Raw genomic sequence first — 17,598 nt, forward strand, 5'->3', positions numbered from 1 at the left:
GATGCTTGCAAAAAAGCCTGTGTATTCAAAGTACACAGGCTTTTTTCTTAAACACACTATTTGACAACTCCCTGATACACAAAGGCTTTCGAGCCTAAGGTATAGCGTAAATATTTATACTGCGGCTGATGTTGTTGATTGAGCAACATTACATCCACGTGTTTCGGACTGATTTTGAGATATTCATTACCGCTACGACGATCGGTTTCATAATGGCAGTCATAATCTACCGAGATTTGATCTAGTTTCTTTTGCTTAGTTTGAAATACATAAGATTTAAGTAACTGTTTTGGTCCAACTTCAACAGCTCTTAGATGATGTAGTCCACTGCAATTATCACCTTTATAATAACTCTTCACCAAATATACGGTTTTATTTTGGATGTTGACCGGCAAAATTTGATTGATATAGCCTGAGTCAAATTGATCTAAATGTTGCGTTTTTCCCGTTGCATATTGCACATAGCTGCTCCACTCCCCCATCGTGCCTCCGCCAGACACATCAAAACTATAAAATTTAAGTTTTTTATCTGGTGAATATTGCACATGAACAAAACCTTGCTTTTCGAGTTGCGTAAATCCGTAGTGAAAACTGCTCGGATCTGCCGCAATGACATCCACAATTTCACGTTCTATCGCTTCATTGACCTCATAAAAATTTAAGTTTTTATATTTTTTAATCACCTGAGATTCATGTTTTTGTAAGTCAGCGCTTCCTGCAAAGCCTGAAATAGGTAGGCTTGCACAGAGTGCCATCCCTATTATTTTTGAATAATGTGTCATTGTTTTACCCTCAGTTTATCCTGCTATTTTAAGCAATCTCAGTCATCCATCACGTATATCTTCTCCTCACTTTTGTACTGCTGTTGTTCAAATCACCAATCATCGCTTCACAATTCACCGTATTGTAGACCTGCCTGCACGATGAAGATTTTTAGCATGTCCCTCATCGGTCGTGCATGACAAATATTGAATTTGCAGAAAAACTCATTGTTGAAAACTTGTGAGTCTAGTATGTTGATAAATACAACGTTATTCGAATGCAATTCACCCCAAGAATGAAACTTACCCCAATAAGGAGAAGCCATTAGGTGACTAAACAATACCTTACACACCGCTGCCTGATTGCTCCACCCGAAATGAACGATGAATTCTTTGCCAATACGGTGATTTATTTAGCGCGACATGATGAAGATGGCGCTCAAGGCATCATTATTAATCGTCCATCAGGTTTACAGATCAAAGAACTCTTGAATGATTTGGAAATTGAGGCAGATAATGTGCATCCTCATGAAGTGTTGCAAGGTGGTCCTTTGCGCCCAGAGGCAGGTTTTGTTCTTCATACCGGTCAACCGACATGGCATTCGTCTATTGCTGTAGGTGAAAATGTCTGCATTACCACGTCTAAAGATATTTTAGATGCGATTGCACACAATGAAGGTGTGGGTCGTTATCAGGTGGCTCTAGGCTATGCCAGTTGGGGTAAAAGCCAATTAGAAGAAGAAATTGCTCGGGGTGATTGGCTCATTTGTGACTCAGACATGGATTTAATATTTAACTTACCTTATGACGACCGCTGGGACGCTGCCTATAAAAAAATGGGCGTAGACCGCACGTGGTTATCATCTGAGATTGGACATGCCTGATTTACCACAATATCAAATGATTATGGCCTTTGACTTTGGCACACAAAAAACAGGAATAGCTGTGGGACAAGCCTTGATTGAAAGTGCAAATCCCCTGCCACTCTTTCCCATGAAAGATGGCATTCCCAATTGGGATAATCTACTCAAGATTGTGAAACAGTATCAGCCGGATTTGTTTATCGTGGGTCTACCGCTCAATATGGATGATAGCGAATCTGAACTCTCCACACGTGCGCGTAAATTTGCACGACGCCTTCGCCACCAAACCAATATTGAAACCTTGATGGTCGATGAACGCTTAACTACACGTGAAGCGCGTGATGAATTAGATCATTATCAAGCCCAAGGCCGTGCGAAGAATCTTTCTGCCGACAGCCTTGCTGCAGCATTATTTATTGAAAGTTGGTATCGAAATCCAGTGGGACTGAAACCTTAAGCGCTTTCAACAAACAGGCAAATAAAAAAGCATCCGAAAAAGGATGCTTTTTTATGCGCAAGATTGATCACTCAATGCTGCGCAAATGAAATGATTGGGGATAACTTAGTTTTTATCCATAATATGAATCGTGGTGGTTCGACCCGCGACAAAAGCCAGCTGATCATGCGGCACTTCATCCAGTACAATTTTCACTGGTACACGCTGTGCCAAACGAACCCAACTAAAGGTTGGATTGACATTAGCCAGTAAACCATCAGTCGATGTACGTTCACGGTCTTCAATCCCTGTTGCAACGCCTTGTACATGGCCTTTATAAACTTCAGAACTTCCCATCAGTTGGATTGTTGCAGGTGCGCCAACATAGATTTTATCCAGTTTGGTTTCTTCAAAATATCCCACAACATACAATTGTTGACGGTCAATTAAGGCCGCTACGGCTTGTCCTACTTTGACGTAATTCCCTGCTTTGAGTTCAAAGTTAGACAATGTTCCATCAGTCGGTGCAACTACTTCCGAACGGTTTAAATTCAATTCAGCCAAATGCAAACTGCTATTCGCCGCTTCAATTAGGGCTTTTTGCTGCACCACACTGGCTTTGGCTTGTTCAATCGCTGCCTGAGTTTGTTCATGCTCTGCATGTGATTGATCACGTACTGCAAACATTTGATCTTGTTCTTGTTTTGAAATCGCACCGTCCATCAAACTTGCATAACGATTTGCATTTTTATCTGCAAGATTAATATTAGCTTGTGACTTCACTAGATTGGCTTTGGCTTCAGCAAGCTGCGCTTCAGCCCCTGCTAGTCCTGCTTTGGCTTTCGCCAGGTCAGATTTGGCTTGCTCAACATCCAAAGCTTGACGTGCCACATCTATACGAAACAGCACTTGGCCTTTTTTCACTTGTTGGTTGTCTTGAACCAAAACGTCTGTGACCAAACCTGAAACATCCGATGACACTTGAATCACGTCACCACGTACCCGCCCATCACGCGTCCAAGGTTCCGAATTGTAATAGTCCCAAATATGTTTTAGCGCAAGTAATGCACCACATAGCACGATTATCAACAATACAGGCCGAACATATTTTCGGACATTCAAATTGGTCATACGATTACCTCAATCATTTCATTTTTTAGGGGCTTAGAACTGGCAAAAAATAAAGATTTCATGCACCAGCCAAAGCAACATCACAAATACACCCAAATAAAAAATATTGGGCATCGGCACCCAATCTGGCGCCATCCATCGGTCAAGCAAACTCATGATGACCCGCAATAACAGATAGGCCAATACCGCTTGAATCAATAGAATGGGCACATAGACGCCATATACATTTAGCTCACCCATGTTGTGCCTCGACCTGTTAATGATTTGGAGTCTGCTGTGTTAGGACATGACACAAACTGCTTTGAATATTGTTCAGTGAATACTGAATTCGATGCATAACATCGTCGTTTTCAACACCCTGAACGGCCTGATTCAATCGTTGAATTCGCTCTACAATTTGCTGTTTCAAGCTCATATACACATTCTTTTGCCCTTGTTCCATGGCCCGAAAATAGTCATCTAAATCTTGTTGTAACTCTTCGAGTTCGCTGACCAGTGCTTCATTCGGATCGAGTTTATTCATGAGTTCTTGCAAGCGGGTCAAATCAATCACCGCACTGGCTTCCACCAAAGCCCACTCGATCTGTTGTTTCAAGTTCCCTGATTGCACCATTTTGCTGTTTAGGATGCCGATTCGGTCCAACATACTGCGTAAATGCACCCGAAACGGTAAGCCATACGGCAGATATAAAGCCTGACGCAGTGCCTTATAGTGCTGTGAAAGTATGCGTTGGGCCGTCATATCTGGTGACATTGCACGCACTAAATGAATAATAAACACTGAAATAATGGGTCCCAAAACCGTCCCAATCGATGCATCAAAGAAAAACACCTGATCGAGGCTAAAGCGGTTTTGAAAATTCAGTCCCATGATGGTGCCCATCAAAAGCGGCAAGCTGATCCCAATCAAAGGCGGATGTAAAAACAGCATCAAACAGAACATCACAAACGGTGCTAACACCACGATCAACTGCCAAAAGGCGGTCACATGCGGGAAAATGCCATAGGCGTAGATAAACACCATGAAAGCCGCATACATATTGGCTCGAATAAACATTTTCAATGCAGGAACAGGGTTATCCATTGCCGTTAAAATACAGGCACTGATCGCAGCCATTTCAGCCATCATAAATCCAGCTTTCCAACCACTAACGATCCAAAAACCCGTAGAAATTAAAATAATCAGACACGCAGACACTCCGCCACGAATAGCAACCCCCGCATCACGGTGCAAAGTCGGATAATGACTATTGCTCAAGGCGGTCAGTGTGGTTGGTAAAGTGGAGTCGCCTTGCTGTACCCGCTGCCAAAGCAAGCGAATCGCACGGATATTCTGAATAAAATGGCGAATATCCATTTTTAGACTACCCAAAATCACCTGCTGTGATGGCAATGCCTGTGTCTGAATGTGTTGAAAATCTTGCTCAAATTGTTCAGGTAATTGATTAAGTTCACTTTCCTCAATCTGATGTTGATCTAATAAAAACGCGGCAATATGTTCATGGGCTTGCTTGAGTGCCGTCCGATAATGTGTGTCTAAACCGTCTAATTGTTTCATCCGCTCAGACATGGCCACCAGGTTACTGACCAACAAACTCAACTGATGCAAGATTTCCTGCAACGGACGTGTCATGCCTTTTAAGGTGGATTTTTCATAAGACAAATGCACCGCCATGACATGTATATCGGCGATATCTCGTGCAATATTGCCGAGATTTTTAGAATAATTTTTTAGCTCGGCAGGCTCTAATAAAATCTGATCAAAAATTTCTTTGGTATCGGCAAAGGTTTTGCTCACCCGTGTTTCGACGGCAGGGCCAATATGCATTGGAAATAATGTCGTGGTCACGATGGCACTACAGACCACACCCACCGTAATTTCGAGAAAACGCCCCAAGGCCATATCGAAGATCGAAGCGGTATCAATAAAATACAAGACGTTAAAACAGATAATGACCGTGGTATAACCCGCCAACATGGAAACATAACTACGAGGCGTACGGTCTAGCAGTGACAAATACAGGCAAAACCCAACCCAAACCGCTAAAAACACCGTAAACAGTACAGGCATGTGAATGAGATGTGGCAGTGCCACCACCGACACGGCCGCCCCTAAGAACGTCCCTAATACACGATACAAACTTTTTGAAGACGTCATCCCTGAATATGGATTCGCGATCACGAAAACGGTGCCAATCGCCCAAATCGGATAAGCCAAATTCAGTACAAAGGCCACATACAATGCCAACATGCCCGCGATGAACGTTTTGGTCGCAAAAATCCAGTCCATTTTATTGGGCCGAAAAGCGAGTATTTGTTTCGTCAGCAGCATGATGGATCTCGGTGGTTTGCTTCTTTTTAGTGAAAACGACCTCGTATCGAATGCTTAAACATTCGACAGCACAACCTGTATCACGGCACAGGAATGACTAGAAATTTCAATAAGTAAAGAAGCGATTCAAATCGTATTTCAAACCATTTGAATACAAAAAGTAATGTGCAACATTGCCTGCGCATCGAACAGATGGGCAATATTTATTCAATATAGGATATTTTCATAGCAATTTTGCTAAAAAAACAAACCGAAGTCAATAAAAATATCTTATTTTGATAATTCAACTATATTTTAAATGAGTATTTCAGGTTTTTACTATGCTTTTATCAGGATGACCCAAGAAACCCTGTGATATTTCAGATTTGTTTCATTTCCAGTGTAGAAAATCGCAACATCAGGCCGAGCAATTTGTTATAAAGTAACTTAACGATTCATTTTTTATTGTGACCAAGCAGGTTCTTATGGCGCTTTCCAGTTTTGGTAAAATTCTCACCGTACTCGACTTATTTTCAGTTGCTCGTCCCATCATCAATGTCGACATTATTAGTGAAGAATTAGGCTTATCTAAACCAACGAGCTATCGCTATTTAAAAGAACTGGTTTCTGCTGAATTATTGCAGCGCCTCAGTGGGACTTCTGGCGATTACACACTGGGTTCAAAAATTGCTGTGCTTGATTTTATTTCTCGCACCACCGATCCATTGGTGCAAATTAGCATTCCCTTCATGAAAGAAATTGTGGAACGCACAGAGTCTTGTTGCTTATTGACGCATCTGAATATCGACTCTTGTATTGATGTGCATCATGAACTTTACAAAGACTATACTGCCTTGGCTTATGGTCGAGGTAGCCCGCGTCCGATGTATAAAGGCTCATCATCTAAAGTGATTTTGTCCCAGTTACCCAAGCAACGGATTTTAGATTATTACCACCGTTTTGCAGATGAATTATCTCAAGTTGGTTTTGCGCATAATGAAGAAGAATTTATGCTGCAAATGAAAAAGATTAAAAAGCAGGGTTATTATTTTTCCAATGGTGAAGTTGACCCGAATATGTCGAGCCTATCGATTCCGATTAAATTCTCCAGTAAAGAACCCCCACTTGCTTTGACCCTATTGGCGTCTAAAAATCGTTTTGATTTTATGAATTTTCAGAAAGTTGTAGAAATGCTGCAAGACTGTACAGCGCGTATTGAGAAAAAATACAGCAGTATGATGGAAGAATCGGACACCATTTAAGCCTGATCTGTTTGCGCATAACTGATGCAATATTGTAAAGATGCTATTTAATTAATCTGATAAACCCATATTATTAATTGAATTTATTAATTATAAATATTGGATAAATTATCATAATATGATTATTGTTCTTTAGCAGTCATCTCAGCCATGTGTTCCATGATTTCAGTTGATTGTCGCTATACTCTTCCTCAGAGAAAGAAAAAAGCTCATCTAGATATGGGCTTTTTTTACGGCTGTTGATCATAGAAATAACGAAAGGTTAAATTCACCCTCGGCTCGGTCACTTTCATCGACTTCATTAGGGCATGTTTCCAATACCGTTGGGTTTTCCCACGCATCACAATCAACTGTCCACTTTGCAGTAAAAGCTGTACTTTCTCTTGAGTGCTTTTATGTTTAAAGCAAAACTTTCGGCTTGCGCCAAAACTCAAAGATGCGATCACCATCTGCTGTGTGGGTGAAAGCAAAGATGGCTCATCATCACTATGCCACCCCACCGCTTGCGTACCATTTTCGTATAAATTGGCCAAACAGGAATTAAACGTCTGACCCACCCGTTGCTCAATATGTTGCTTTAAGCGCAGTAAAGCTGGATTCCAGATCAATGCCTGCTTTTGCATGCCTGAATAGTGATACTCATAATGAGCATCTCCATACCAAACCACTTTTCGTTCCGTTTGAAAATACTGTCCATGCAAAATGACTTCATCATGCTGCCAAGCCAACTGCGTGAGGAAATAGTGTAAATATTTTTCACTGTCTTCAGCATTGAAGATCAATCCATAATCTTCAACTTCACCATCATAGGGCAACAGATTTGCATGCGGTTCAGGCGTAAATAATTCAAAATTCATCGGTTCAACTCAACACTGTTTGGCACAGCAGCGTGATGCTGATGTCGTGAGCACATTTAAAAAATATCTTAGCCGAAAAACTCTCGTCACAAATCAAAACATTGTCATTACTTGTCGCATAGAATTTTCAGTCTTAGACTAAAGCTCATATTCACAATAAAAATAATTGCTTATGAACCTGTGGCAGCTTTTCCAAAAATTACGTCCATTCGTACAGCCATACCGCTGGCTGGTGGTCGTGACGCTGATCTTGACCTTAATTGGCTCACTTACGGCACAGGTAAATGCCCTGACACTCAAATATGCCGTAGACAGCATCAATCAGCTTTTGCAACAAGGTCTCGGTCTAGCCAATGGTTGGCATATATTAATCACCATCAGCGTGGTCTTACTGGGAAAAGAAGTCATCAATGCCATCGTGCAATTTGGACAAAAATCGTTTGGTGAAAAGTTACGTATTTTAATTTCTCAGGATTTGTCCCAAGGCATTATTGAAAAATTTATCACCTATCGATTGGCATTCTTCGATCAACAAGACAACCAAGCAGGTAAGCTCCAAACTCGAATTGATCGGGGTGTCAGCTCGCTCACACGATTGGTTCAAATCTTTTTTATTGATATTTTACCATTATTTACCAGTGCCATTATTGCACTGGGCTTAATGTATTATGCCAATGTTTGGGTTGGTGTGGTGGCCACAATTATCGTGCCGATTTATTTTTGGCTGACCTTCAAACAATCACAAAAACTGGCAGGCAAACGCCGTGCCCTACGCGATAATTTTGAAAAGAAAAATCAGGGTATTCTGAGTATTATCAATTCGATAACGGTCATTAAATCTTTTAACAAAGAAGCCGTCGAATCGAAAAAACAATTAAATCTGCAAAAGTCGCTGACTGAAAACCAAATGCAGACACGGCAAACCAGTTATATCTTTGACGGACTCAAAACCTTTATCGAACAGGTCGGTGTGGTACTGATCATCATTCTGACAGCCTATTTTGTTTTGGATGGGCAAATGAGTATCGGGATGATTATGTATCACGTGTTGTTATTTAATAACGTCTCTGCCCCGATTCGCTCGCTGCATCGTATCTATGATGAAATTAACTCTGCGATGATTTATTCGGAAAGCTTCTTTAATATCTTAGAAGCGGATCATGAAATTGAAACCAGTGGCACTGCCCAACCTCCGATTCAAGGTCAGTTTGAATTAAGCAATGTCGACTTTAGCTATCCCAATGGCTTTCAGGCATTGCACCGCATCAACATGACCATCCAACCGAACAAAATCACCGCCTTGGTTGGTTTATCTGGCGCTGGTAAATCGACATTAATTAGCTTACTGGATAAGTTTTATCATCCTCAAGCGGGCAATATCAAACTCGATGGCATCGATTTAGAACAGATTGATACACAGTATTTACGTGAAAATATTGGTTTGGTATTACAAAAAAATCATATTTTCCCAGGTTCAATTTTTGAAAATATTCGCTATGGCAAAAGTACAGCCACAGAGCAAGAAGTCTTTGATGCAGCACGGAAAGCCTCGATCCATGATCAGATTTTAAAACTACCACATGCCTATGAAGCAGATGCCTTACTGCTTTCAGGTGGACAGCAACAGCGTATTGCCTTGGCACGTATGTTCCTAAAAAATCCGCCGATTATTTTCTTAGATGAACCGACTGCAAGTTTAGATGCGATCGCGGCTGAACAAATTAAAAATAGTCTGGATCAAATTAAGCAAGGGCGTACCGTTATCATGATTTCGCATAGTTTGTCGCAAATTATCGATGCTGATTACACCTATGTGATGAAAGACGGACAAATCGTAGAACACGGGGAGCATCATGATTTGTACCATCAAGAAGGTGCCTATAAGCAAATCTTCGATGCGATGGCGAAAAGTTTAAATATTGACAAAATTGCCCGTACTTTTGAAGAAGACGAAGAAACACATAGTTAATTTTAGACCGAAAAAAGCCCATCGTTTGATGGGCTTCGTTCATATTTGTTTTATTCAATTAACGCTGAACTTTTTGCTCAATTTCTTCAACACTGGTGTGACGGACATCTAGACCTTTCACCATATAAATCACTTGTTCAGAGATATTTCGAGCATGGTCACCAATACGTTCAAGTGAACGCAGCACCCAAAGTACATTCATCACCCGAGTAATGTGCCGTGGATCTTCTATCATATACGTCATGAGGGTACGGGTTGCCGATTGGTACTCGCGGTCAATATCAGCATCGGCCAAAAGGACACGTAAAGCCTGATCTACATCCAAACGTGCAAAGGCATCGAGCGCATCATGAATCATCACGCGGACTTGGTTGCCAATATGACGTGTTTCCATATAACCACGCGGTGAACCACCCTCTTCACACAAGCTTTGTGCAATACGGGCAATTTTTGCCGCTTCATCACCAATCCGTTCTAAATCGGTGTTGGCTTTCGACATCGCAATCACCATGCGTAGATCAATCGCAGCAGGATGACGACGCGCCAAAATTAGGGTAAGCGCTTCATCAATTTCAGTTTCCATACGGTTCACCGTATTGTCTTGAAATTGAACATCGATCGCCATCGTTGCATCCGTATCCAATAAGGCATGAATGGCATTTGCAACCTGCTGCTCCACCAAACCACCCATGGTCATAAATTTGGTATGCACATCCTGCAATTCTTCATTGAATTGCGAAGAAATGTGATGATTTAAAACAGGATTATTAGGCAAAGCGAGTCTCCACTACAACGTGAATCGGCAGATTTTAGTGCCATATTAAAGCATATTGATTGTGAAACTTTTATGACCATGGATTATTTCTTTAGTAGGATCGATGGCTGATTTTTCTGATCGACCAACCACGCATTCATTTCCACTAAATCAGCTTCCGTTAATTTCCCAACTGAGGCTTTAAGTTGTAGAACATGAATTAAATAATCGTACTTGGAATTTAAATAATCTTGACGGGCTGAAAAGGCATTACGCTGTGCCAGTAGCACATCAACCATAGTTTTCAGACCTTCTTGGTACTGGGCTTGTGAGGCCAAAGACACTTGCGCGGAAGAATCCATCGCGGCTTTACGTGCCTGTAATTTACTTTGATCCGTTTCGACTTGCATATAAGATTTTTTTACATCGGTTTGTGCTTTTCGAATTGCTGCATCCACCTGTGCTTGGCTTTTTTCAACATTGATCGCCGCTTGCTTAATGGATTTCTGTGTCCGTCCACCATTAAACACATTCCAGTTCATTTCAATCCCCACCTGATCAAATTGACCATCTTGCGACATGATGGATTGTGGACTTTGCTTGTTATACCCATAGGTCCCTACCGCTTCAATCTGAGGATATAAGGCAGCTTTTTCGACGCGTTTACCATCTTCCGCATAACGTTGTTGCATACGCGCTTGTAAAATACCTAGATTCTGCCCCTGAGCCAGTTCTTCCCACGCTTGCACATTGTTTGGAATCGGTTTTTCAAACTGAAAATCTTCACGTAACACCGCCAGATTTTCTCGATATGGCCCAATCAATTGCTGTAATTGTTCCTGCGCCAAAACCAATTGAACATTGGTCGCCATACGGTTGGCCCGCGCATTTTGATATTGAGCATTGGCTTCGCTGACGTCACTTTTTGCCACCAAGCCTTCTTTTAATTTAGCATTCATCATGCGCAGCTGTTCAGATAGCGCCTGTTCTTCTTGTAAGTTGGCAACCGTCAATGCTTGCTGACGTAGGACATTAAAATAAGCTTCAGAGACATTTAAAATATGATCTTGTTTTTGAATCCGCAGATTAATTTCACTTAAATTAATCGAGGTCTTGACTTGCTTCAGCCCTTCCCATGCATCCCAACGAAAAATGGGCTGACGGGCAGTGAGCGCAATTTGTCTTGTTGTGGTGCTGTCTGGCATGATCAGCCCGGCTTGAGCGCCACTTTGGTTGGAATTTTGATTTTTTCGGGTCACATTTCCGGAGATTGTTACCGTCGGGAGTAAGTTCCCATTGGCAATCCCCAAATTCAATTTATCCGCTTCATATTGTAGTTTATTGGCTTGCCAATTGGGGTCTTCTTGTTTTGCACGTTCATAAGCTTGCACAAGGTCTAGCGCACACGCCCATTGACTCGTGAAAAGCAAACAAAGACCCACCACAACTTTTTTGTTCATTTTTTTTGTAAATTCCTAATATTCAAATACCCGAGATTGAATATTCAAGCCTAAAACTAAGCAGATACTAATCATATCCTTGCAAATTTCCGTATGATTTTTATTAATTTTTTATATCAAATGCGACAAAACCGGATAATTTCAGTCGTTTTCGGACACTACTCACAACGCTATAACAAAGAACTGTACAATAGTACACATATTGCACGTGTTTCATCTATAAAATAGTCGACATTCCATCGGACAATACCACTTCTATAGCGCATCGAGTTCCTGTGTCAAAATTTTTTCAGCTGCCTGCAAAGTTTAGTGCAATGTTTTTATGTTTCAGTATGTTGAATGGATGCCAACAACAGCCTGAACCTCAACCTGCACCAGAGTTTCCCAACAATAAGACTGTTCAAAAAGAAGCAGTCGATTTGTCTTTGCTGTGCAGAAAACTTGAAAAAAATATGCTGGAAATAGACGATCAACGCACAACTTTCGCTTTAGAACAAATCAACCAAGATCTCAAAGTCTGCTTACCGCTGTTAAAAGCGGACGAACAAAAAAAATTACTGCGCTTGTCCAATCAAATGTATCGCAACTTTTTACATGTTGAACGTACGGCTCAACAGCAAATGGCGTTCGAACAATTTGCCTTTGATATGGCTCAGCATCCCACCATTCAACAAAATCATTATGAGCAGCTCATCGCCCGAGATCAGTATTTACTGAAACATAAAGGCCAAGCCTATGTGGAATTGTTCGATGCCGGTGAAGGACAGTTACGCTATCGCCGTAGTCCTGAATATTTAGCCAAAATTTTTGCGCCTTATATGCAAGAATCTGAGCAGGTCTTTATTGAAAAACTGGCTGAACAAAATGCACAACCTGCCTTGCTGCAACAAAGTTTAGCCATTGAGCCGCAAGAGATTGCGACACGCGCCATTTTTTGGGAAGACTATCTCAAACAATATCCAGATAGCCCATACAAAAAAGATGCACAACAATTACTATATCAATATAGCCAGTTGTTATTTATTGGTTCAGCGCATAGTCCCGTTTCTAATGATTTTTCAGACCGCCTCAGTATTCAAGCCAGTTCTTTAGAAGAAATTGAACGCTTGGCTCAATTAAAAAACTCCAAATTGGCAGATCAGGCGCGTTTATTTTTAAAATTATTAGATCAAAACACTACCGCATCTACTCAGCGATCAGAAGCGCAGCTGTTGAATTTAATTGGTGTCCGTAATCCTGATCCGCATTATAAGAAAGACTGTTTTAGTGATGCCATCTGTGTAAATCAGTCCTCTACTTAGCCAACGCTATTTCAATTGCACACGGGCCTGCCTAAAATTCTGCACTTGAAAATCGATGAAAAATAACACTGTTTTAAAACAGCCTTCATGCTAATATCCGCACAAAGCTTGACGGAGCGCAGGTAATTTCCTGCTGAGATCATCTAAATTTAGTTCGCTAAATTTAAGGATGAGTACCGTTGAACCTGATCAGGTTAATACCTGCGTAGGAATCAAGCCATCTAAAAACTTAAGCCCTTCTTATCTCTTGGTTTTACGCCTTTATTTTCAGGTGAATCCATCAGATAAACTGCCACGTTTTTGGTCGTGCTTGATTCGTTGATGTCATTCATAAGGATCATTGCAATGAACCAATTAACGAATCTCACCGCTTCAGATCGCGCTGCTCAACATGAACAAGATGCTAAAGATCTCACTCGTATTCTCCCCGCGTCAAAGAAAGTCTATATCCAAGGCTCACGTCCAGATATTCGCGTACCAATGCGTGAGATCAGTCTTACAGATACGCCTACAGGTCTGGGTGGAGAAAAAAATCTGCCGATCCTGGTCTATGACACCTCTGGTGCTTATACCGACCCCAATATTCAAATTGACCTAAATCAAGGTCTACCCAATGTCCGTGAATCTTGGATTGAGTCTCGAAATGATACGGAAATACTCGATACCTTAACTTCAAAATTTGGACAAGAGCGTCTTCGAGATATTCGTACTGCAGAGATTCGTTTTGCGCATATTTCAAAACCGCGTCGCGCTCGTCGTGGACACAATGTGTCTCAAATGCACTATGCCAAACAAGGCATCATCACTCCTGAAATGGAATACATTGCGATTCGTGAAAATCAGCGCCAACATGAAGGTGTTGATATGCGCCAACATGCCGGTCAAAATTTTGGCGCACGCAATTTAACTGAAATCACCCCAGAATTTGTACGTCAAGAAGTGGCTGAAGGTCGTGCCATTATCCCTGCCAACATTAACCACCCTGAATGTGAACCGATGATTATTGGTCGTAACTTCTTGGTGAAAATCAATGCCAACATTGGTAACTCAGCACTTGGTTCAAGCATCGATGAAGAAGTGGCAAAAATGACTTGGGCAACTCGTTGGGGCGCTGACACCATCATGGATTTATCGACAGGTAAAAATATCCATGAAACCCGCGAATGGATTATTCGCAACTCACCTGTACCGATTGGCACCGTGCCGATTTACCAAGCTTTAGAAAAAGTTGATGGTGTCGCAGAGGACTTAACCTGGGAAATTTTCAAAGACACACTGATTGAACAAGCCGAGCAAGGTGTCGATTACTTTACGATTCACGCAGGCGTGCTGCTTCGTTATGTTCCACTCACCGCCAACCGTTTAACTGGTATTGTGTCACGTGGCGGATCCATCATGGCGCAGTGGTGCTTAGCGCATCATGAAGAAAACTTCCTGTATACGCATTTTGATGAAATCTGCGAAATCATGAAAGCCTATGATGTGTCATTCAGTTTAGGTGATGGTTTACGTCCGGGGTGTATTCAAGATGCCAACGATGAAGCTCAATTTAGTGAATTACGCACCTTAGGTGAATTGACTCACCGGGCATGGGAGCATGATGTACAAGTCATGATTGAAGGCCCAGGCCATGTACCAATGCACATGATCAAAGAAAATATGGATCTACAACTCGAGGTTTGCAAAGAAGCACCTTTCTATACCCTTGGACCACTCACCACCGATATTGCCCCGGGCTATGACCACATTACCTCTGCCATTGGTGCGGCAATGATTGGTTGGTATGGCACCGCCATGCTGTGTTATGTGACCCCGAAAGAGCATCTTGGTCTACCAGATAAAAAAGACGTCAAAGACGGCATTATCACCTACAAAATTGCAGCCCATGCCGCAGACCTTGCCAAAGGTCATCCTGGTGCGCAGGCTCGTGATAATGCATTATCCAAAGCACGCTTTGAATTCCGCTGGGAAGACCAATTTAATCTGAGCTTAGACCCTGATACAGCGCGTAGCATGCATGATGAAACTATGCCGAAAGAAGCACATAAATCAGCCCATTTTTGTTCGATGTGTGGACCTAAATTTTGCTCGATGAAAATCACACAAAATGTGAGAGATTATGCAAAAAATCAGCAAGATATGCAGCTTTCTTCAGAATCTAATCCTGAAATTGAAACAGGTTTACAGAGCATGAAAGCGGCCTATCATGAACATGGTCAAAAGTTGTACCACAAAGTGTAAAGCTTAAAAAAAATCTTTTGTATTCAACAAAATCTCGGTTAGGATGAAATGGAAGATTTCATCCTAATTAGCGCTTATGAATATTATTAAACAGGCCACATATAACAAAAAAGATTACAGCATTGAAGGGCGTGAACATCTTTATAAAGGCTTTATTCAAGTTGAAAAAGTTCTGCTTCGACACCGCTTATTCCATCAAGACAGCATGATTCCAACCATTCAGCGTGAATTGATTCATCGTCCTGAAGCAGCAGGTGTGCTGATCTATAGTCATCAACAACAAAAATTTGCCTTAATTGAACAATTCCGAATTGGGGCGATTGATGATGAAACTTCACCTTGGCAACTTGAGATCATTGCCGGCGTGCTCGATGGTGATGAATCTGCTGAAAGCTGTATCCGCCGTGAAAGTTTGGAAGAATCAGGCTGTGAATTAGATGCACTACAGCATTTATTTAGTTTTTATCCCTCTGCGGGTGCCTGCGCGGAATTATTCCACCTTTATAGTGCTGAAGCAGAACTGCCTGAACATGGTGGAGTCTTTGGCATGCCTGATGAAGGAGAGAATATTCAATTGCATATCTTAGATTATGCTGATATTCCTGAATTATTAACCAATGGTCGGCTAAAAAACGCACCTGTCATTATGGCCTTGCAATGGTTACAACAACAAATACATACTACAAGGAATGTCTAAGGGGAAGGACATGACTTTAAGGGACACACCACAATACGACTGGACACTGATCCAGATCTCGGACACACATTTAATGGATCAGGAAGATCTTGAGTTTGTCCGCATGAATCCAGAGCAGAGTTTTCACGATGTGATTCAACAAATTCAGTTGAACCATCATCACATCGATACGCTTGTCCATACTGGCGATCTTGCACAAGTGCCGGTAGAGCGCACCTATGCGCGTTATCGCGAATATATGCAACAGCAGCCGTTTCCGTTTTATCAGATTCCGGGGAACCATGACGAAGCATCTTGCTTCCCTTTTCATCAACAGGAAGATCGGGCACACTGCATCGCATTAGGCAATTGGTGTCTGATTTTACTAAACAGTGCGGTCAAGGGAAAAGTCGATGGTTGGGTATCACAACAGCAGTTGGAACAATTAGATCAGTTGCTCACAGCACACCCACAGCAACACATCATTGTGGCATGCCACCACCACCCTTTTGCCATGCAATCGCATTGGATAGATCAGCATAAACTAAAGAATGCTGAACATCTGATGGATGTGCTTTCACATCACGACAATGTCAAAATTGTACTGTGCGGACACGTGCATCAAGACTCATCTAATCAATGGCACAATATTCAGTTTTTATCGACACCTTCGACCAGTGTTCAGTTCAAACCACATAGTGAAAATTTTGCCTTAGATGAAGCTTTACCAGGGTATCGTGCACTCTATCTGAATGATAATGGTGAATTTAAAACGGAAGTTGTTCGAGTCAAATTGAAACAACCTCAAATTAATGTTGAAATTTCAGGTTATTAACTTTTCAATTTGATTTTTTTGCTTTACTTTATGCCTTCTAAAGGAAAAGTGATAGTTAGAATCCAAACATCAAAGACTATCAATAAGCAGAAAAAGTCTATATGATGACGACCCCCACAGAAGGAAACTCTGTGTTGGGTGGATAAAAAACTTGCATATCACCATATTTTTTGCGTATAGATATATGCATATGATGAGGAATGCCCTATATGGCGAATGACAACCAAAATCAAGTCTTAGACGAACAAACTGATGTAGTAGACGAAAAGTCTACCAAACGCGTGCGCAAATCAAAGCCAAAGGCGACTGAAGGTGGTTCTACTGCAAGCTTATTTGGTATTGAACCTTATCAGCCTAAAAAGAATGAAGAATACATGTCTGAAGGGCAACTTGAGCATTTCCGCCACATCTTATTGGCGTGGAAAGCTGAGTTAATGTCAGAAGTAGACCGTACTTTGAATACCATGCAAGACGAAAATACTGCGCTTCCAGATGTGAACGACCGTGCAACGCAAGAAGAAGAATTTGCGATTGAACTTCGTACACGTGACCGTGAACGTAAACTGATCCGTAAAATTGAACAATCAATTGAAGCGATCAAAAATGATGACTACGGTTTCTGTGAAACGTGTGGTATCGAAATTGGTTTACGTCGCCTAGAAGCACGTCCAACAGCGACTTTATGTATCGACTGCAAAACACTTGCAGAGATCAAAGAGAAGCAAAATAACGGTTAATTCT

16 protein-coding genes and 1 riboswitch are annotated in these 17,598 nt (G+C 41.5%); of the genes, 9 read left to right on the forward strand and 7 right to left on the reverse strand.

All coding sequences use genetic code 11. The features are described 5' to 3' along the window. Positions 1 to 56 precede the first annotated feature (56 nt). Entirely contained in the window at positions 57 to 782 is a 726-nt protein-coding gene (locus FTV38_RS07060) for a hypothetical protein (RefSeq protein WP_180022049.1), read from the reverse strand. Positions 783 to 1,090: 308 nt separating this feature from the next. Here FTV38_RS07060 and FTV38_RS07065 point away from each other — a divergent pair, with 308 nt between their 5' ends. Both FTV38_RS07065 and ruvX read left to right on the forward strand, forming a co-directional pair. Continuing rightward, complete coding sequence (locus FTV38_RS07065; RefSeq protein ID WP_180022050.1) at positions 1,091 to 1,645, forward strand: YqgE/AlgH family protein; 555 nt, start codon at positions 1,091 to 1,093, stop codon at positions 1,643 to 1,645. After that, the gene (ruvX, locus tag FTV38_RS07070) at positions 1,638 to 2,081 is read left to right on the forward strand and encodes a Holliday junction resolvase RuvX (protein ID WP_111884874.1); all 444 of its coding nucleotides are present in this window, start codon (positions 1,638 to 1,640) and stop codon (positions 2,079 to 2,081) included. Before FTV38_RS07065 ends, ruvX begins: the two co-directional genes overlap by 8 nt. A 105-nt stretch (positions 2,082 to 2,186) precedes the next feature. Here ruvX and FTV38_RS07075 read toward each other — a convergent pair whose 3' ends face one another. Genes FTV38_RS07075 through FTV38_RS07085 form a run of 3 tightly spaced genes read right to left on the reverse strand, consistent with a single transcriptional unit; the run spans position 2,187 to position 5,523 of the window. Then, positions 2,187 to 3,191: an HlyD family secretion protein gene (locus FTV38_RS07075; protein ID WP_180022051.1), complete on the reverse strand. Its 1,005-nt coding sequence runs from the start codon at positions 3,189 to 3,191 to the stop codon at positions 2,187 to 2,189. Positions 3,192 to 3,224: 33 nt separating this feature from the next. Then, the gene (locus tag FTV38_RS07080) at positions 3,225 to 3,431 is read right to left on the reverse strand and encodes a DUF1656 domain-containing protein (RefSeq protein ID WP_180022052.1); all 207 of its coding nucleotides are present in this window, start codon (positions 3,429 to 3,431) and stop codon (positions 3,225 to 3,227) included. 16 nt (positions 3,432 to 3,447) lie between these two features. Further along, the gene (locus FTV38_RS07085) at positions 3,448 to 5,523 is read right to left on the reverse strand and encodes an FUSC family protein (protein ID WP_180022053.1); all 2,076 of its coding nucleotides are present in this window, start codon (positions 5,521 to 5,523) and stop codon (positions 3,448 to 3,450) included. Between the two features lie 464 nt (positions 5,524 to 5,987). On the opposite strand from FTV38_RS07085, the gene FTV38_RS07090 reads away from it, so the two are divergent. Continuing rightward, positions 5,988 to 6,764, forward strand: a complete 777-nt coding sequence (locus FTV38_RS07090) for an IclR family transcriptional regulator (RefSeq protein WP_180022054.1) — start codon at positions 5,988 to 5,990, stop codon at positions 6,762 to 6,764. A 230-nt stretch (positions 6,765 to 6,994) separates the two neighbouring features. On the opposite strand, the gene FTV38_RS07095 is transcribed toward FTV38_RS07090, so the two are convergent. Continuing rightward, on the reverse strand, positions 6,995 to 7,621 hold the full coding sequence (locus tag FTV38_RS07095) for an alpha-ketoglutarate-dependent dioxygenase AlkB (RefSeq protein ID WP_180022055.1): 627 nt from the start codon (positions 7,619 to 7,621) through the stop codon (positions 6,995 to 6,997). Between the two features lie 172 nt (positions 7,622 to 7,793). On the opposite strand from FTV38_RS07095, the gene FTV38_RS07100 reads away from it, so the two are divergent. After that, positions 7,794 to 9,590: an ABC transporter ATP-binding protein gene (locus FTV38_RS07100; RefSeq protein WP_180022056.1), complete on the forward strand. Its 1,797-nt coding sequence runs from the start codon at positions 7,794 to 7,796 to the stop codon at positions 9,588 to 9,590. A gap of 58 nt (positions 9,591 to 9,648) precedes the next feature. Here FTV38_RS07100 and phoU read toward each other — a convergent pair whose 3' ends face one another. Continuing rightward, positions 9,649 to 10,365 (reverse strand): phosphate signaling complex protein PhoU, encoded by a 717-nt coding sequence (gene phoU / locus FTV38_RS07105; protein ID WP_078189433.1) that lies wholly within the window; start codon positions 10,363 to 10,365, stop codon positions 9,649 to 9,651. An 83-nt stretch (positions 10,366 to 10,448) separates the two neighbouring features. Beyond that, complete coding sequence (locus FTV38_RS07110) at positions 10,449 to 11,804, reverse strand: TolC family outer membrane protein (RefSeq protein ID WP_168378215.1); 1,356 nt, start codon at positions 11,802 to 11,804, stop codon at positions 10,449 to 10,451. A 314-nt stretch (positions 11,805 to 12,118) separates the two neighbouring features. On the opposite strand from FTV38_RS07110, the gene FTV38_RS07115 reads away from it, so the two are divergent. The 5 genes from FTV38_RS07115 to dksA all read left to right on the forward strand — a co-directional run bounded on the left by FTV38_RS07115 (position 12,119) and on the right by dksA (position 17,594). Then, positions 12,119 to 13,105 (forward strand): hypothetical protein, encoded by a 987-nt coding sequence (locus FTV38_RS07115; protein WP_218950259.1) that lies wholly within the window; start codon positions 12,119 to 12,121, stop codon positions 13,103 to 13,105. Positions 13,106 to 13,207: 102 nt separating this feature from the next. Further along, a riboswitch (TPP riboswitch) is annotated at positions 13,208 to 13,334 on the forward strand. Between the two features lie 116 nt (positions 13,335 to 13,450). Continuing rightward, positions 13,451 to 15,346 (forward strand): phosphomethylpyrimidine synthase ThiC, encoded by a 1,896-nt coding sequence (thiC, locus tag FTV38_RS07120; protein ID WP_180022057.1) that lies wholly within the window; start codon positions 13,451 to 13,453, stop codon positions 15,344 to 15,346. A gap of 76 nt (positions 15,347 to 15,422) precedes the next feature. Further along, a complete protein-coding gene (locus tag FTV38_RS07125) occupies positions 15,423 to 16,043 on the forward strand; it encodes an NUDIX domain-containing protein (protein WP_078189436.1) in 621 nt (206 codons plus the stop codon). Between the two features lie 10 nt (positions 16,044 to 16,053). Beyond that, complete coding sequence (gene cpdA, locus FTV38_RS07130) at positions 16,054 to 16,857, forward strand: 3',5'-cyclic-AMP phosphodiesterase (RefSeq protein ID WP_180022058.1); 804 nt, start codon at positions 16,054 to 16,056, stop codon at positions 16,855 to 16,857. Between the two features lie 209 nt (positions 16,858 to 17,066). After that, positions 17,067 to 17,594, forward strand: coding sequence for an RNA polymerase-binding protein DksA (gene dksA / locus FTV38_RS07135; protein ID WP_078189438.1), 528 nt, complete (start codon positions 17,067 to 17,069; stop codon positions 17,592 to 17,594). The last annotated feature ends 4 nt before the right edge of the window (positions 17,595 to 17,598 follow it).

The sequence above is a fragment of the Acinetobacter sp. YH16044 genome (genome assembly GCF_013417145.1).
Lineage (GTDB): Bacteria > Pseudomonadota > Gammaproteobacteria > Pseudomonadales > Moraxellaceae > Acinetobacter > Acinetobacter amyesii.

Excerpts from the sequence above, each read along its gene's own strand:
- FTV38_RS07075 (WP_180022051.1), bottom strand. The coding sequence starts at position 3,191 with ATGACCAATTTGAATGTCCGAAAATATGTTCGGCCTGTATTGTTGATA.
- FTV38_RS07085 (WP_180022053.1), bottom strand. The coding sequence starts at position 5,523 with ATGCTGCTGACGAAACAAATACTCGCTTTTCGGCCCAATAAAATGGAC.
- FTV38_RS07080 (WP_180022052.1), bottom strand. The coding sequence starts at position 3,431 with ATGGGTGAGCTAAATGTATATGGCGTCTATGTGCCCATTCTATTGATT.
- FTV38_RS07100 (WP_180022056.1), top strand. The coding sequence starts at position 7,794 with ATGAACCTGTGGCAGCTTTTCCAAAAATTACGTCCATTCGTACAGCCA.
- FTV38_RS07115 (WP_218950259.1), top strand. The coding sequence starts at position 12,119 with ATGTTTTTATGTTTCAGTATGTTGAATGGATGCCAACAACAGCCTGAA.
- FTV38_RS07095 (WP_180022055.1), bottom strand. The coding sequence starts at position 7,621 with ATGAATTTTGAATTATTTACGCCTGAACCGCATGCAAATCTGTTGCCC.
- cpdA (WP_180022058.1), top strand. The coding sequence starts at position 16,054 with ATGACTTTAAGGGACACACCACAATACGACTGGACACTGATCCAGATC.
- thiC (WP_180022057.1), top strand. The coding sequence starts at position 13,451 with ATGAACCAATTAACGAATCTCACCGCTTCAGATCGCGCTGCTCAACAT.
- FTV38_RS07090 (WP_180022054.1), top strand. The coding sequence starts at position 5,988 with ATGGCGCTTTCCAGTTTTGGTAAAATTCTCACCGTACTCGACTTATTT.
- FTV38_RS07125 (WP_078189436.1), top strand. The coding sequence starts at position 15,423 with ATGAATATTATTAAACAGGCCACATATAACAAAAAAGATTACAGCATT.
- FTV38_RS07110 (WP_168378215.1), bottom strand. The coding sequence starts at position 11,804 with ATGAACAAAAAAGTTGTGGTGGGTCTTTGTTTGCTTTTCACGAGTCAA.
- FTV38_RS07060 (WP_180022049.1), bottom strand. The coding sequence starts at position 782 with ATGACACATTATTCAAAAATAATAGGGATGGCACTCTGTGCAAGCCTA.
- ruvX (WP_111884874.1), top strand. The coding sequence starts at position 1,638 with ATGCCTGATTTACCACAATATCAAATGATTATGGCCTTTGACTTTGGC.
- dksA (WP_078189438.1), top strand. The coding sequence starts at position 17,067 with ATGGCGAATGACAACCAAAATCAAGTCTTAGACGAACAAACTGATGTA.